This window comes from Sphingobacterium sp. BN32, from assembly GCF_030503615.1.
Taxonomy (GTDB): Bacteria; Bacteroidota; Bacteroidia; order Sphingobacteriales; family Sphingobacteriaceae; genus Sphingobacterium.
The window spans coordinates 606,553-622,905 of the sequence record NZ_CP129963.1 but is presented as its reverse complement, the minus strand read 5'-3'; the positions used below and the strand labels follow the sequence as shown (position 1 = coordinate 622,905).

The following is a 16,353-nucleotide window of genomic DNA, read 5'->3' as shown; positions in this document are numbered from 1 at the left end:
AAGGGAAGTGAGCCGTAGTCGTTAGGTATTAGACTTTTAGGTATTAGATTTTAGACTTTAGATGTATGATTTGCTAGCGTTTTGCAATAAAAAGGTGGGCCGGATGGGTTATAGCGCTTGATGATGGGCAGGATATCTTGCCTTTAAACCAAGAAAGGAAGGATTTTAGGATTAACAGGATCCTGCTTATCCTTATATCCTTCCTTTCTTGGTTCAAAGACAATTCAAACGTCTAAAATCTAATGTCTTATATCTAATGTCTAAGCTAATACTATCGCTAATTCTTGCTGTAACCGTGCGGTTGGGAGTCCGATTACATTTTCATAGGAGCCAATGATTTTATTGATCCCGACTCTGCCAATCCATTCTTGGATGCCGTAAGAACCGGCCTTATCTAGCGGTTTATAACGCTCGACGTAATAGTCGACCTCTTCATTGGAGAGTTGATTCAACCAAACGGTTGTTTCTTCGACAAAGCTTACTTTTTGATCTTGGTAGGCTAAGGCTACTGCCGTATAAACAAGGTGTGATTTACCAGCTAGCCGTTTAATTACAGCTTTTGCTTCTTCCAAATCGGCAGGTTTTCCGAGGACATCGCCCTGCTCGTCTACGACAATGGTATCGGCGCAGATTAAAAGCTTATCAAAATAGAGCTCGCGATCAAATGCGCTTAGCTTAGTTTCTGCGATATACTTAACGATTTCTACAGCTGAAAGTGTTGGGTCGTAGGATTCGTCCGTTTCCTTGATCTCGACCTCAAAAGCAATATCCATCGAAGCTAGCAACTCTTTTCTTCTGGGCGATTTCGACCCTAAGATGATCGAAATATCTTTTAATTTATCTTGTACCATTAGACGCTCTTTATATGTGTTTGAACGCCCCATTTTCCTTGCAGCTTCAATATCTTCTCTAAGATATCTCGTACCACTCCTCGCCCACCCTTAAATGGCGACATATAATGCGAGATGGTTTTAATATCCTCTATAGCATCAACCGGGCATGCGGCAATTCCGACAACTTGCATCACCTCGTAGTCTGGCATATCATCTCCAACGTACATTAGCTGATCGGCTGTTAATTCATATTTGCTAAGGAGCTCGTTCAAGACGTCCATCTTTTGGCTGACGCCTAAATGTATTTCCTTCACCCCGAGTCCCTGAAGGCGCAATCGTACGCCCTCCGATCTTCCACCGGAAATCACCCATAGCATCAGTCCCATTTTTTCCGCTAATTGCATGGCATATCCATCCTTCACATAGAAGGTCCGTAACTGTTCGCCCGACTCGGTAACTTGCAAGGTGCCATCGGTCAATACACCATCAACATCTAAAACAACGGCCTTTATCTGTGTAAACTTCTGAAAGATCATATTTTTAATTTATCCCCAAAATTAGACAAACTTTAAGAGTTATTAATAAGTAAGATTAATCAAATAATGCCAAAACTTTATTTGTTAAAACACATAAATCAGAGAATTGTCAGAAAGTAGTTGCAGGGGAAACTTTTTTTAGGAAAGTCTTTGCGGAATTAAATTCTTGCTTTACCTTGTGTATCACAATTCGAAGGAATAGTAGAATTGTTAGTTAAAATTGTCTTTTCATAATTTAGGTTTATAATTGGTTAGTATCAAACCCTGGCGCCCATCGTCAGGGTTTATTTTTTTGTATAAACCCACTCAAACTACGCTAAACAGCGGTAAAAAAAAGCCAAAGTGAGGTATTTCCTGCTGGTATTTGAAAGTAGATATTTTTAGAAACAACGAGGGCTGTATCATATTACAATGTACAGCCCTTGCTATTATTTAAACGAATTCCTTGATTTCTTATTTTTTCTCTGGACCGTTTGGTTTAGCGATTGAGGTTCTCATATCGGTATCCGCCTGGATGTTTTGCATTTTATAATAATCCATGATCCCTAGATTACCATTTCTAAATGCTTCTGCTAAGGCCATCGGTACTTGCGATTCTGCTTCGATTACCTTTGCTTTCGCCTCTTGGGCTTTGGCGCGCATCTCTTGTTCTGTTGCTACTGCCATCGCACGGCGCTCTTCTGCCCTTGCATTGGCGACTTTCAAGTCAGCCTCCGCTTGGTCGGTTTGTAGTTTTGCTCCTACGTTTTCACCGATATCGATATCTGCGATATCAATAGAAAGGATTTCGAACGCTGTTCCCGAGTCCAGCCCTTTAGAAAGTACTGTTTTCGAGATTCTATCTGGGTTCTCTAATACTTCTTTGTGATTGCTTGAAGAACCAATAGTCGTTACGATACCTTCACCCACACGAGCAAGAATTGTTTCTTCACCTGCACCACCTACTAATTGATTGATGTTTGCACGAACCGTAACACGCGCTTTTGCGATCAACTGAATACCATCCTTGGCTACTGCGGCTACTGGAGGCGTATTGATAACCTGCGGGTTTACAGAAAGCTGAACCGCATCGAACACATCACGACCAGCTAAGTCAATCGCCGTCGCTAATTTAAAGTCTAGCGGGATATTCGCTTTGTCTGCGGAGATGAGTGCTTTGATAACTTTATTTACATTTCCACCGGCTAAGTAGTGGGTTTCAATTTCATTGGAGCTAATCTTTAAACCTGCTTTTGTCGAAGTAATCATGGCATTGGTAACCAATGCTGGTGACACTTTCCTTAAGCGCATCAATACAAGATTCAGTAAGCTGATCTTTACATTGGATAATTGCGCTGTAAACCATAGGTTGACAGGAAGCAAATAAAGAAGGAAGAATATGGCGATTACCGCTCCGATAATGATGAGTACAAGTTGAATTGCTGGATCCATTTAATTGTCGATTAATAAAAGTTTCAATTTACTAAAGATATAAATTTTATTTAGAAGAATAGGCTCTTATTTCTGCTTTTCGCGCTTTAATGCCAGTTTATTCCCTATATTTAGTTGTTATATCATGATTTTAGATGATGCATTTAAAGGAGGTGATAAATTCCGCTGATTCGAAACAATTCCTTGAATTACCGGCCTTTATCAACCGAGGTAACCAAAACTATATTCATCCGCTGAATAGCGATATAGAGTCGGTTTTTGACCGATCGAAAAATGCCTTTTTTAAGAAGGGCGACGGCAATCGTTGGAATTTATATGACGCGAAAGGGGATATAATTGGCCGCATTGCTGCATTTTACCATTTCGATGAGAAACGAGGAGAGAACCGTGGGGGCTTTGGATTTTTCGAATGTATTGATGAGCAGGAAGCTGCCAATTTACTCTTTGATCAGGCGAAGACCTGGCTTCAGGCAAATGGTTTGAACCACATGGAAGGACCGATTAATTTTGGCACCAGAGATCAGTGGTGGGGATTACTGATTGAGGGGTTCTACCCTCCAGTCTATGGCATGTTCTACCATCCTCCTTATTATCAGCTACTTTTCAAACAGTATTCTTTCGAAGTTTTATTCGAGCAATATACCTATCGCCGGAAAATATCGGCAGCATTTAGCCCTGCAGTTCTGCGGCGTGCAGGCAGAATTCAACAAGATCCGAACTACCGCTTTGAAGATATCAGCGGACTTTCGGAGAATGAACTCGTTACTTACTTTATGGAAGTTTATAATGCCGCTTGGAGGGACTTTGACGGCGTCAATGCGTTGAGCAGAGCTGAAGTCGCCCAATTGATTACGCATATGCGTCCGGCTATAGACAAGAAAATTATTTGGTTTTCTTACTTTAAAGATCAACCAATAGGTTTTTTCATCAATTTACCCGACCTAAACCAACTGTTAGTGAAATTTTTACGCCAGGGAAGTTTAAACATATGCCAAAAAATTCGATTTTTGTACCGAAAAACAACAAGAAAGTGTACAACAATGGTAGGGATGGTTTTTGGAATACATCCGGACTACCAAGGGAGAGGTGTTGAAAGCGCCTTAATAGTGAATTTTGCAAATTCTGTTTCTAAATTAGGTCCCCATGCATATCAGGAGATACAAATGAATTGGATTGGAAGCTTCAATACGAAAATGATTGCAGTTGTCGAATCCCTTGGAGCAGAACGCTATAAAACACATTGTACTTATCGATTAACATTTTAACAACAATATTATGTCTTTAGACATGTTGAAACTTAGGTCTGCCCGACTACAAGCTATGATCAGCATCATCGTGGCAACTTTAGTCATTATTTTTTCTTATTGGTATTTTACTGCGAAGCAGAAGGAATATACCGGTGCGATGAAAGAATATATGGACTTGGCGCAGGAGAAATTCTATTTGCTTCAGCAATGGGAAGTTGAGATACAGCAGATTTCAAAATTCAACTCCCTCGAGCACCATGTCGATGCTTATTCCAGAGAACGTGCGCGCTCGAACATTAATGCAACCATCGCCAAGCTGGCTGCCAGAAACATATTAATTGATACTGTTCCGCACAGTATTGCGAAAATTCAAACCGTGAGCGATAGCATTCTGAGCCGCAGTGCGATGAAATCAAGCAATAGCTTAAACACGATTTCTATTAATCTGGCAGATGAACAAGAAATGATTACGGCGGCAAGCAATATGCTGACCAATGAAATCATCGCGATACGCTCCAAAAAGACAGAGCAGAAATTACAATACCTGGAAACGACACGTACCATTACCTTGGTGCTTGGGATTATTTCCCTGATTGTTATCCTATTTGTGATCTATCAGATCATGAAACTATCTGCTTACCTCAGCAAAACATCGGCGGCAGAGCGTAAGCTCAACGATGAATTTCAACGGACGACAGACAAATTGGAAGAGCTGAACTGGGTTCTACAGAATTCGGCAAAAGTATACAATATAGTCAATGGAAATCTCTCCGAACATCAGATTGCCAACAATGCTTTATCCATCGTGAGAGACGTATTGGGAGGACATGCTGCAGCGATATATATTCGAAAAATTGATTCTTACGAGCTCAGTTTAAAGGATTCATATGGCTTAGACTCTAAGCAACTCCTGAACAACATCTTGATTGGCGAAGGAATCGTGGGTAGCGTGGCGGAAACAAAAAACCCAAAGGTATTAGATATTAATGACCTCAATCAGGTTAGATTAGGTACGGGGATCGTTTCGGCACTTCCTGCGAAAGTAATCATTTTCCCCATCGTCTTTGAAGAGTACTGCATCGGTGTACTTGAAGTTTTCGGTTCCTTCAGCAATGAGCGTCAAGAAAATATTCTAAACTTCCTAACCCGTGCGGGGCGTGCGATTGGTTCGGCAATCAAATCTAGACAAGATCAAAGTCTCGTAGAAGACTTACTTGCCGAGACGCAGCACCAGACGGAAGAGCTGGAGGCGCAGCAAGAGGAACTACGTATAACAAATGAGGAATTAGTTTATAAGACCAACTTATTAGAGGCTTCGGAAGAGGAACTTCGCGTACAGCAGGAAGAGCTTTCGCAAGCAAATAAAGAGCTGAACGATAAAGCCGCAGAACTAGAAAAGCGTAATGTCGATTTGAAGCATGCCCAACAGGTTGTGGAGCAGAAAATTTCTGAAGTAGAACAAGCCAGCAAATATAAATCGGAGTTTATGGCCAACATGAGCCATGAATTAAGAACGCCGTTGAACAGTATACTGATATTGGCAAAGTTGCTTCAGGATAACAAGCAAAAGAACCTGTCGGAAGATCAGATAAAATATTCATCCGTTATTTACAATGCAGGGTCTGACCTGCTCCAACTAATCAATGAGTTGCTCGATTTAGCTAAAATCGAGTCGGGTAAAGTTGATTTGAACAATGAAATCATACCGGTTTCCGGATTTGCCCATAATATCGAGTCCTTGTTCAAAGAGATTGCGGAGAATAAGAAGATTGACTTTGTAGTGGATATATCGGAAGCACCTGCTGAATTTGTGACTGATGAATACCGCTTAGAACAGGTGACGAAGAATTTCCTTTCCAATGCTTTCAAGTTTACCGAAAGGGATGGACAGGTTAGTTTGAAGATCAGTTTGAATCAGAATAACTTATATTTCGCAGTTACCGACTCTGGTATTGGTATTTCGGCGGAGAAACAAACCTTGATTTTTGAAGCTTTCCGTCAGGAGGATGGATCGACGAGTCGCAAGTATGGTGGCACCGGCTTAGGATTATCAATTTCTAAAGAAATTGCCTCGCTTTTAGGTGGCCGTATCGTCCTAGAAAGCGAACCAAATAAAGGAAGTAAATTCACATTGATTATTCCTTATGTCGCCCCTTCTTCCCTATCTTCGGAGGAGCCCGTTAAAGCTCAAGATGAAGAAGTTCCTGTTCGTGAGGTGGAGATGCCAAAGGCAGCGATTATCCCAGAACCAGCGGAAGAAAAAACTGCGAGCAATGCGGAGCCTAGCGGCGAAAAGGCTATTTTGATTATTGAAGACGACATCAATTTCTCCGAGATATTAAAAAGCTTTGCAGAGGGATATGGTTTCACCACCCTTCAAGCGTATGATGGTGAAACAGGTATTCAACTGGCGAAGTCGAAACTTCCGGATGCTATTATCCTCGACGTCATGCTTCCTATTGCCGATGGTTGGGAAGTGTTGCGCACGTTAAAGAATGCTGAGGAAACCAAGCACATCCCTATACACATGATGTCTGCAGCGAGCTTTGATAAAAAAGAGTTTTTAGAAGATGGCGCTATCGGCTTTATGTCTAAACCAGTGAGCGAAGCGAGCATAGAATCTGCCTTTGAGAACATTAATTTAAACCTGAACAAAGGGGTTAAAAAAATCTTGTTGATCGAGGATCAGGAGTTCCAAAGCGATCTGATCAAGAAAGCCTTTGCGGAACAGCAGATCAATGTGATCCAAGCGTTTACCATCGAGTCGGGTCTGAAAAAATTAGAGCAGGAATCGAACTTCGATTGTATTATCCTGGATATCAAGCTGCCGGACGGAAGTGGTTTAGAGATGCTTGATAAGATTAAAGCAGACAAAAAATACGAGAAACTTCCGGTAATTATCAATACGGCATACGATCTTTCGACGGAACAGACGGAGCGTATCATGCGCCATACGCAATCGATGGTTTTAAAATCCAGCAAGTCGAATACCCGATTAACAGATGAAGTTAATTTATTCTTAAACAAACTGACAGAACCGACTTACAATCCGGTTAGGAATCTGGATAAGATCGCCAACACGGAACACTATGGTGCTAGTAATTTGGAGGGTAAATGTGTGTTGATTGCGGACGACGATATGCGGAATGTATTTGCGCTGACTTCTTCGCTTCAGGAATACAATATGCAAATTGAGATTGCCAATAACGGTCGCGAAGCTGTGGAGATGGTGAACGATCCGGCGAATCATATTGATATTGTACTCATGGACGTCATGATGCCGGAGATGGATGGTTATGAGGCGATCCAGTTGATACGAAAAGAGAAAAAGAATAGTAATCTACCGATTATAGCTGTTACTGCGAAGGCAATGAAGGGGGACAGAGAGAAGTCTATTGATTTGGGGGCTAGTGATTACGTGAGCAAACCAATCGATATCGACAAATTGGTATCATTAATGCAAGTATGGCTAAGCTAGAGGATTCTCACGAAATAAGCTTTTCAGAGATTGAAGATCTGATATTCTTACTGAAAAACATCTCAGATTTTGATCTATCGGGCTATACGCGTTCCTCCTTGAAGCGTAGAATCCAGCGGATTATGGGTTTGGAGAACATGGATATTGTCGATTTAAAGAATGCGTTGGTGAATGTGCCGGGCTTTCAAACCTATTTTATTGAAGAAGTGACGGTGAATGTGACGGAGATGTTTCGCGACCCGGGCTTCTACAATAAACTGAGCAGCGACATCATCCCCTATTTATCTACCTTTCCCAGAATTAAGATTTGGAGTGCTGGATGCTCGACGGGTGAGGAGGTCTATTCCCTGGCAATCTTGTTGCGCGAGCATGGGCTTAGCGATCGCTCGTTTATCTACGGGACCGACATCAATAGCAAGGTCCTTGACGTTGCGAAAAAAGGAATCTATCCATTGAAGAAATTCAAAGAATACACGGAGAACTTCAATGCGTTTGATTCGAAAGAGCATTTTGCTTCTTATTATACAGCTCGCTATGATGCGGCAATTATCAATCATGATCTTAGACAAAATATTTTGTTTTCGACACATAACCTAGCTACGGATCAGGTATTCAACGAGTTTCACCTAATTACCTGCCGTAATGTACTGATCTACTTTGACTTAAAGCTTCAAGAGCGCGTTATGAATTTGTTTTACGAATCGCTCGCCTTGTTTGGCTTTCTATGCTTGGGCACCAAAGAAACATTGTTGCGGCATGAGGTTATGAAGAATTTCAAAGTGGTAGATAAAGAGTTTAACATCTACCAGAAGATTAAATAGAATGGATGAATTGGCAAAAAATATTATTGTGATTGGTGGGTCTGCGGGGGCTTACGAAGTCATCGTGGATATTCTAGACCACCTTCCAACATACTTTTCGTCGGCAATCGTGGTGGTTTTACATCGTAATTCAAAATACGAAACGAAAGTAGAATCTAGCTTATCGCGCCGCTTGAACAGGAGTGTCACATCCGTAAAAGATAAACTCCCGATCCTGGCCGACAATATCTATTTCGCGCCCCCGGGTTATCATTTAATGGTAGAGCCGGATTTTCGGTTTTCATTAGATATTTCGGATCCTGTTCAATTCTCCAGACCCTCTATTGATGTATTTTTTGAATCGGTCGCTGATATCTATAAAACAAATAGCACCGCGTTCTTGTTGTCTGGAGCAAATACCGACGGTGCCGCAGGTTTGAAACGACTGGCTGAGCTGGGCGCGACCTGTTATGTTCAGTCGCCAGAAGAGGCAAAAATCGATACGATGCCGACCAGCGGTCAAAAAGTTTCAAAAAATGTTATAACACTTACTAATGCTAAAATAATTGACTATTTTAGTAAATTAACTTGATTGCTAAAATGAAGACTATCAACATTTTGCTCCTTGATGATAAGGAAGAAAATATCATCAGTTTGAGTGCATTACTGGAAGATGTTGACCATGTTAATCTTATCTCCTCAACCGACCCCAATGATGCATTGAAAATCTGCTGGAAAGAGGATATCTCTATTGCACTAGTAGATGTCCAAATGCCAAAGATCAATGGATTTGAATTTGTTTCTATTCTGAAGTCCAACCCCAAGACGAGCCATATCATGGCTATTATGGTTACTGCGATTTCCAAGGAAGATAAATACCTATTGCAGGGCCTAGAAAGTGGCGCTGTTGATTACCTCTACAAACCGTTGAACCCGGAAATTACCGTGGCGAAGGTTCGTTCTTTTGTACAGCAGATTTTGGTACAACAAGAGCTGAAGGAGAAGAACCGTGAATTGGAACTATCTCGGCAAGAGCTATTAAAAACAAAAGAAGAAGCCGTACAAGCGAGGAAATCGAAAGAGATTTTTCTAGCAAACATGAGTCATGAGATCCGCACGCCTATCAACGGCATTATGGGAATCATGCATATGTTCAAAAGTTCGGAGCTTACGGCAGAGCAACGTGATTGGCTAAAGCGTTTGGATAATGCTTCGCAATCGCTGCTACTGATTATCAATGATATCCTGGATCTTTCAAAGATTGACTCGGGAATGTTGAAGATCGAATTTGAGGACTTTAGCTTACTGAAGATGATTGAGGATATCGATCGAATATTCAAAATAAAAGCGACCCATAAGAATCTAAATTTCGAGATTGAAGTGGACGAAGGGGTTCCTCAATATATTCGCTACGATTCCCTGCGCTTGCAGCAAATCATCAGCAATTTTATTTCAAACAGTTTAAAATTCACTGAAACGGGTTCTATTACACTCACGGTAAACCTGTTAGAGCAGCATGCAGATAACTTTTTGTTGCGCTTTATCGTCAAGGATACGGGGATTGGTATCAAGGCCGATTCTGTGGAAAAGATCTTTATGGCGTTTGAACAGGCTGATGATGGTATCACGAAGAAATTCGGCGGTACTGGGCTAGGTCTTGCGATTGTGAAACGTTTGGCGAAGCTGTTAAATGGTCAGGTTGGCGCGAAGAGCGAGTATGGGCAGGGTTCGGAGTTTTATTTTGAAGGCTGGTTTGAGGCATCGGATCACGACGAGCAGAAAAGTGAGACCAATGCACCTTCTTACAACACCTTTCCGAAGTTTAGCAACATGCGCGTTCTAGTAGCGGAGGACAACGATTTGAACTCCTTTATGCTTGCGCATATGCTACGTAGTTGGAACTGTGAGGTGGATATCGTTCGTAATGGCCGTTTGGCGTTGGAAAACGTAGAGGCAAATCATTATGACTTGATTCTTATGGATACCCATATGCCTATTATGAGCGGTTTTGAAGCAATTAAAGAAATCAAGAATCACATCATACCGGAAAAGCATGGTATTCCTATTATCACGATCTCGGCTTCGGTATTGGAGCATGAGCAGGCTGCCGCTTTCCAAGCCGGTGCTGATGGAGTGATTGGAAAACCTTTTGACCCGATTGAACTGTATCAAAAGATTGTTTCTGTCACAGCAAAGATTAATTCTTAAATTATCTTTCATTTCCTAACGTTATACTCGTTAGTATGAATTATTTATAGTAAATTCGGGGATATTAAATTTAATGTTTAGTTATGAAAAAATTAATTTTAGCTCCTGCACTAGCTCTAGCTATCGCGGTTTCTTCTTGCGGAAATAATGCAGAGAAGAAAGAGGAGGCTACTTCTACGGAATCTACTCCGACTACTGAGGCTCCAGCTTCAACAACAGAAGAAACAGTACCAGGAATTGAAAATGTAACCTCTTCACAAACTTGGACAGTTGAGGGAAATGATCAAATGCAGTACAACATTAACTTAATTCGCGTAAAAGCGGGTGAGCCTGTTGAATTGACGTTGAAAAACGTTGGATCGATGCCTAAAGAGTCTATGGGACACAACTTTGTCGTATTGAAACCAGGTGTTGATATCCCTACGTTTGGTGGAGAAGCTGCAGCAGCTGCTGACAGTGAGTACATCCCTAAATCATCACTTACTTCTATCGTAGCACACACGAAATTATTAGGTCCAGGTGAATCTGACAAAATCACTTTCACGTTGGAAAAGGGAGTTTATCCTTTCCTATGTAGTTTCCCTGGTCACTTCGGTATCATGCAAGGAAAAATCGTAGCTGAATAATCTTATTTAGCGCAATTCATAAAATTAGCCTCGAATTATTCGGGGCTTTTTTATTTCCATAGCTAAGGATTCGGTAGGCCTGTCATTTCTACGTAGTTTATGCATACGATTGCTATAGTAAATATTGATTTACGTTCGTTTGTTCCATAGATAAATAGTAAATTTGAGGCCGTTAAACAAATAAAAACTCTATGCAATACGACGTAATTGTAATCGGTAGTGGTCCAGGTGGATATGTTGCCGCTATCCGTTGTGCTCAACTTGGTTTGAAAACTGCTGTTATCGAAAAATATAGCACATTTGGTGGTACCTGTTTAAATGTAGGTTGTATTCCTTCAAAAGCCTTGTTAGACTCTTCGGAGCACTATCATAATGCGGCTCATAACTTTGACCAACATGGTATCTCTTTGAGCAACCTAAAAATTGATATGAAGAAAATGATTGCTCGTAAAAACGACGTCATTGCTCAAAATACTGCTGGTATTACTTTCTTATTCAAGAAAAACAAAATCGACAGCTTCGAAGGCGTTGGTTCATTTGTGGATAAGAACACGATCAAAATTACAAAGAATGACGGTTCTACGGAGGAAATCAAAGGTAAAAACATCATTATCGCTACAGGTTCTAAACCTACAGCATTACCTTTCTTGCCAGTTGACAAAAGTCGTATCATCACTTCAACAGAAGCATTGAATTTAACAGAAGTACCTAAGCACCTTATCGTTATCGGTGGTGGTGTAATCGGTTTGGAGTTAGGATCAGTTTATGCGCGTCTAGGTGCTAAGGTTTCCGTTGTAGAATATGCTAAATCAATCATCGCAACGATGGATGGCGGATTAGGTAAAGAATTACAACGCGTATTGAAGAAAAACTTAGGTATGGAGTTCTTCATGAGCCACAAAGTTACTGGTGCTGTTGCAAAAGGCAAGAAAGTAACGGTGACTGCTGAAGATTCCAAAGGCCAAGAGGTTGTTTTGGAAGGCGATTACTGCATCGTAGCTGTTGGTAGAACTGCTTACACTGAAGGCTTAGGCTTAGAAAATATCGGTATCAAAACGGAAGAGCGCGGAAATAAAATCACTGTTAATGAGCATATGGAAACTTCAGTAGAAGGTGTTTATGCAATTGGTGATGTTGTTCGCGGTGCGATGTTAGCTCACAAAGCGGAAGACGAAGGTATCTATGTTGCAGAGCGCATCGTTGGTCAAAAACCTCATATCGATTACAACTTAATTCCTGGTGTCGTTTATACATGGCCAGAAGTTGCATCTGTTGGTCAGACTGAAGAGCAATTAAAAGAAGCGGGTAAGAAATATAAATCAGGAAGCTTCTCATTCAAAGCATCAGGACGTGCGAAAGCATCTGGTGACACAGATGGATTTATCAAGGTATTAGCAGATGCCGATACAGATGAAATCTTAGGTGTACATATGATTGGCCCTCGCGCAGCAGACATGATCGCTGAAGCGGTAGTAGCTATGGAATACCGTGCTTCTGCAGAAGATATCGGTAGAATCTGTCATGCTCACCCAACATTTACAGAGGCATTAAAAGAAGCTGCATTAGCAGCAACTGCAAATAGAGCGATCCACGCTTAAGCAGAAAATAAATATTTAGAAAAGGCAAACTTCGGTTTGCCTTTTTTTGTGAAAGCGTCTGTTTTCAATGGCCATCAAGAGCTTTCATTTCTGACGCTATTCAATGAAGACATGAAAGTTTTGTTTTAAATTTGCCCTATGAACTTTTATACTAGAAAATGGGTTAAACCTGAAGACCTAAACCCTAACGGATCGCTATTCGGAGGGACTCTGCTCCGTTGGATAGACGAAGAGGCTGTTATTTATGCCATCGTACAGTTGGGCAATCCACATGTGGTGACTAAGTTTATCTCAGAAATCAACTTCGTATCCTCCGCGAAACAAGGAGATATCATCGAATTGGGAATCGAAGCAATTAACTTCGGGAATACTTCTTTGACCATGCGTTGCGAGGTTAGAAATAAGATTAGCAGAAAGACAATCTTATCAATCGATAAGTTGGTCTTTGTAAATCTTGACCCACAGGGAAATCCTGTTCCACATGGTAGAACGGAGATTACTTATGCTTATATGGGGGTTGATAGAGACGTGAATCGACGTGATTAAGCGGCTTTCTGCGCTTGAATTTCACGCTTAAGATCTTTCTCTACCCAGAAAGAAACAATAGGGATTAAGCTTAAGAAGAAGTACTTTACAACGCGTCCAAATGACCAGTTATAGGTCTGCCAACAAGCTACTAGAAGAACAACAAAGATGACTACTAAGAATCCATGTATCGACCCTGCCACGCGTACAGCTTCAGGAATTCCTGCGAAATATTTTAGAGGCATGGCAACGAAGAAAAGTAAAATAGTAGAAATAGCTTCCCAGAGAGCAACTTGTTGAAAGATACGTAACATAGTGTAATTCTTAATTTGGCGCAAATTAATTGATTTAGCGGAGTTTTCGAAGCGCGCTGTCCTATCTTTCTGGTTTATGACACTTCTATGCCTTTTTCCAACCATTTAAGCTAAAGAAAACGAAAGACTAAATAAAAAATATGTATTTTTGGATAATTGTATAAGCATAACATAACGACACTTAATATTTATGAATTACGACATTATTGTTATTGGTAGTGGACCTGGTGGATATGTAGCTGCCATCAGAGCCTCTCAATTGGGGTTCAAAACGGCCATTATCGAACGTGAAGCATTAGGAGGAATTTGCCTTAACTGGGGTTGTATTCCTACAAAGGCACTTCTAAAGAGTGCGCAAGTATTCGAATATTTAAATCATGCAGAAGAATACGGTATCAAAGTAAATGGCGGAGAAGCTGATTTTGGTGCTATCGTTAAAAGAAGTCGTGGCGTCGCTGACGGTATGAGCAAGGGTATCCAGTTCTTGATGAAAAAGAACAAAATCGATGTGATTATGGGTACTGCTAAAATTAAAAAAGGTGGTAAAATTGATGTTAAAGCTGCGGATGGTACAACCAAAGAATATACAGCAAAACACACCATCTTAGCTACCGGTGCTCGTTCAAGAGAATTACCTAACTTACCACAAGACGGAACTAAGATCATTGGCTACCGTCAAGCAATGAATCTTCCGAAGCAACCTAAATCAATCGTAGTTGTTGGTTCTGGTGCTATTGGTGTCGAGTTTGCTTATTTCTATAATGCAATCGGAACACAAGTTACTATTGTTGAATTCATGGATCGTATTGTTCCGGTAGAGGACGAAGAAATCTCAAAACAATTAGAGAAATCTTTGAAAAAAGCGGGTATCAATATCTTAACTAAATCAGAAGTTACTTCGGTAGATACCAAAGGAGAACTTTCTAAGGTGCATATTAAAACTGCAAAAGGCGAAGAGGTAATCGAAGCTGAGGTTGTTTTATCTGCTGTTGGTATTACGCCTAACATCGAAAACCTAGGACTTGAAGAAGTTGGTGTGAAAACTGACAAAGGTCGTGTTCTGGTTGATGATTATTATAAAACAAACATTGATGGCGTTTATGCTATTGGTGATATCGTAAAAGGTCAGGCTCTTGCACACGTTGCTTCTGCGGAAGGTATTACTTGCGTTGAGAAGATCAAAGGTCTACATGTAGACCCAATCGACTACAATAACATCCCTGGATGTACATACTGTTCACCAGAGATTGCTTCAGTTGGTTTCACTGAGAAAGCGGCTAAAGACGCAGGATACGAAGTTAAAGTTGGTAAATTCCCATTCTCTGCATCGGGTAAAGCATCTGCTGCAGGTGCGAAAGATGGCTTTGTGAAAGTTATCTTCGACGCGAAATACGGAGAGTTCTTAGGAGCACACTTAATCGGTGCGAATGTGACTGAAATGATTGCTGAAGTTGTAGTTGCTCGTAAATTAGAGACTACTGGACATGAAGTACTGAAGGCGGTTCACCCTCACCCAACAATGAGTGAAGCGATTATGGAAGCTGTAGCTGATGCTTACGGCGAAGTAATCCACCTATAGTCGTTAGACAATAGACATAAGATTTTAAAAATAAGACGCCTATATGGCGTCTTATTTTTTATCGGCTATCTTTCTTCTTCCAGATTTTCTCCGCCCATCTTCCCACGAACCAAAAGGACACCGCTAGGATTAAGAAGAATACTGTTCGGTTGATGTTATCCCATAGATACTCAACGAAACGCGTGTAAAGGTTCAGGATAAAGAACACGAATCCAATATCTCTGGATGTATTATCCTTTGCTTTCATCCCGTATAGCGCGAGCCCTAGGGACACTCCTATCCCAAGCAATCCCCAGTAGAAGATCTCATACTGTCGAACGGAAGACCATTTCTCCAGATCACTATAATTCCCGAAGATGGAAAGCAGCCAAAGCGCGATCATCGTGTATAAAAGTCCAATCACATAAGATGTAGAACGAAACATGGCTAGAGGTTTTATCTTATCCTGCGCCAAGACAGCGAAGGCGGTAAGTAGCGCCCCGAAGATCGTGAAGCGCAGGGGATAGTTCATTCCCCAGAACTTGAATCCCCAATTGCTATGCAGCGCTGTTTCTGTTGCAAACCAAATTCCGAGAGCCACTAGGGTGAAAACCCAAATAAGCTTGGAGCCGAGTTTAACAGAAAGAAAGCCATAAATTAATATAGAGAGCAAGAAAAGAATCGTAAAGTAATGGTCTGTCCGGTCTAAGATCTGGCCGAGGAAACCAATACAGGCTGCTGTAGAAAAAGAACCAGCCAACATCAGCGTTTCATTGGAAAAGGTCTTTTCCGGATTCTTTTGCTTATTCCGGAAGCCAAGCATATAGAAAAGCACCGCCAGTCCAGCAAATACGATGCAAAAAACAACATTCGGCGTATCATAGAATTTCTCTATGAGGGTATTCAGATAATCATCCGAGAAGAGCGAAACTACCGAGAATATGAGCGAAGCAAGTGCCACCCAAAACGCATAACGCGCCAATACCCCCCATTCAAATCCCTTATCATCCAGATTATCTTTTAGTTGATTAACTTTATCATCATCCAACAGCGACTGCGATTGCCAATGTGACAAAGCATCTTCAATAATCTCGCGTTCATTTTTGCTTACATCTAGTTTCTTCAAGTGGCTCTATTTTTCTGAAAGTGTATTTTCGTTTTGTTAAATAAAGGTAATACTTTTTTGGGAACCACTTATA

Annotated in this window: 14 protein-coding genes; 9 read left to right on the top strand and 5 right to left on the bottom strand. The window is 41.0% G+C overall.

Annotation, left to right across the window (positions count from 1 at the left end):
- Window positions 1-260 precede the first annotated feature (260 nt).
- From QYC40_RS02670 to floA, 3 genes are all read right to left on the bottom strand, one after another.
- Window positions 261-851 (bottom strand): nucleoside triphosphate pyrophosphatase, encoded by a 591-nt coding sequence (locus QYC40_RS02670; protein ID WP_301992257.1) that lies wholly within the window; start codon window positions 849-851, stop codon window positions 261-263.
- Complete coding sequence (locus QYC40_RS02665) at window positions 851-1,369, bottom strand: HAD family hydrolase (protein WP_301992256.1); 519 nt, start codon at window positions 1,367-1,369, stop codon at window positions 851-853. The genes QYC40_RS02670 and QYC40_RS02665 overlap by 1 nt, the downstream gene beginning before the upstream one ends.
- Window positions 1,370-1,822: 453 nt before the next feature.
- Window positions 1,823-2,800, bottom strand: a complete 978-nt coding sequence (gene floA, locus QYC40_RS02660) for a flotillin-like protein FloA (RefSeq protein ID WP_149527075.1) — start codon at window positions 2,798-2,800, stop codon at window positions 1,823-1,825.
- 134 nt (window positions 2,801-2,934) lie between these two features.
- Here floA and QYC40_RS02655 point away from each other — a divergent pair, with 134 nt between their 5' ends.
- From QYC40_RS02655 to QYC40_RS02620, 8 genes are all read left to right on the top strand, one after another.
- A complete protein-coding gene (locus QYC40_RS02655) occupies window positions 2,935-4,065 on the top strand; it encodes a hypothetical protein (RefSeq protein ID WP_301992255.1) in 1,131 nt (376 codons plus the stop codon).
- A gap of 10 nt (window positions 4,066-4,075) precedes the next feature.
- Window positions 4,076-7,525, top strand: coding sequence for a response regulator (locus tag QYC40_RS02650; protein ID WP_301992254.1), 3,450 nt, complete (start codon window positions 4,076-4,078; stop codon window positions 7,523-7,525).
- Window positions 7,513-8,346, top strand: a complete 834-nt coding sequence (locus tag QYC40_RS02645; RefSeq protein WP_301992253.1) for a protein-glutamate O-methyltransferase CheR — start codon at window positions 7,513-7,515, stop codon at window positions 8,344-8,346. Before QYC40_RS02650 ends, QYC40_RS02645 begins: the two co-directional genes overlap by 13 nt.
- Before the next feature lies 1 nt (window position 8,347).
- Window positions 8,348-8,917: a chemotaxis protein CheB gene (locus QYC40_RS02640; protein ID WP_301992252.1), complete on the top strand. Its 570-nt coding sequence runs from the start codon at window positions 8,348-8,350 to the stop codon at window positions 8,915-8,917.
- Between the two features lie 8 nt (window positions 8,918-8,925).
- Window positions 8,926-10,533: a response regulator gene (locus tag QYC40_RS02635; RefSeq protein WP_301992251.1), complete on the top strand. Its 1,608-nt coding sequence runs from the start codon at window positions 8,926-8,928 to the stop codon at window positions 10,531-10,533.
- 83 nt (window positions 10,534-10,616) lie between these two features.
- Window positions 10,617-11,159 carry an azurin gene (locus QYC40_RS02630; RefSeq protein ID WP_301992250.1) on the top strand — a complete coding sequence of 181 codons (543 nt, stop codon included), beginning with the start codon at window positions 10,617-10,619 and terminating at the stop codon, window positions 11,157-11,159.
- Between the two features lie 191 nt (window positions 11,160-11,350).
- Window positions 11,351-12,757 (top strand): dihydrolipoyl dehydrogenase, encoded by a 1,407-nt coding sequence (lpdA, locus tag QYC40_RS02625; protein WP_301992249.1) that lies wholly within the window; start codon window positions 11,351-11,353, stop codon window positions 12,755-12,757.
- Between the two features lie 138 nt (window positions 12,758-12,895).
- Window positions 12,896-13,303 (top strand): acyl-CoA thioesterase, encoded by a 408-nt coding sequence (locus tag QYC40_RS02620; RefSeq protein ID WP_149527083.1) that lies wholly within the window; start codon window positions 12,896-12,898, stop codon window positions 13,301-13,303.
- Here the strand turns inward: QYC40_RS02620 and QYC40_RS02615 are convergent.
- Window positions 13,300-13,596 (bottom strand): DUF3817 domain-containing protein, encoded by a 297-nt coding sequence (locus tag QYC40_RS02615; RefSeq protein WP_301992248.1) that lies wholly within the window; start codon window positions 13,594-13,596, stop codon window positions 13,300-13,302. The two genes, QYC40_RS02620 and QYC40_RS02615, sit on opposite strands and share 4 nt — an antisense overlap.
- A gap of 190 nt (window positions 13,597-13,786) precedes the next feature.
- Here QYC40_RS02615 and lpdA (QYC40_RS02610) point away from each other — a divergent pair, with 190 nt between their 5' ends.
- On the top strand, window positions 13,787-15,175 hold the full coding sequence (lpdA, locus tag QYC40_RS02610) for a dihydrolipoyl dehydrogenase (RefSeq protein ID WP_301992247.1): 1,389 nt from the start codon (window positions 13,787-13,789) through the stop codon (window positions 15,173-15,175).
- 58 nt (window positions 15,176-15,233) lie between these two features.
- Here lpdA (QYC40_RS02610) and QYC40_RS02605 read toward each other — a convergent pair whose 3' ends face one another.
- On the bottom strand, window positions 15,234-16,280 hold the full coding sequence (locus QYC40_RS02605) for a DUF2157 domain-containing protein (protein ID WP_301992246.1): 1,047 nt from the start codon (window positions 16,278-16,280) through the stop codon (window positions 15,234-15,236).
- Window positions 16,281-16,353: the final 73 nt, after the last annotated feature.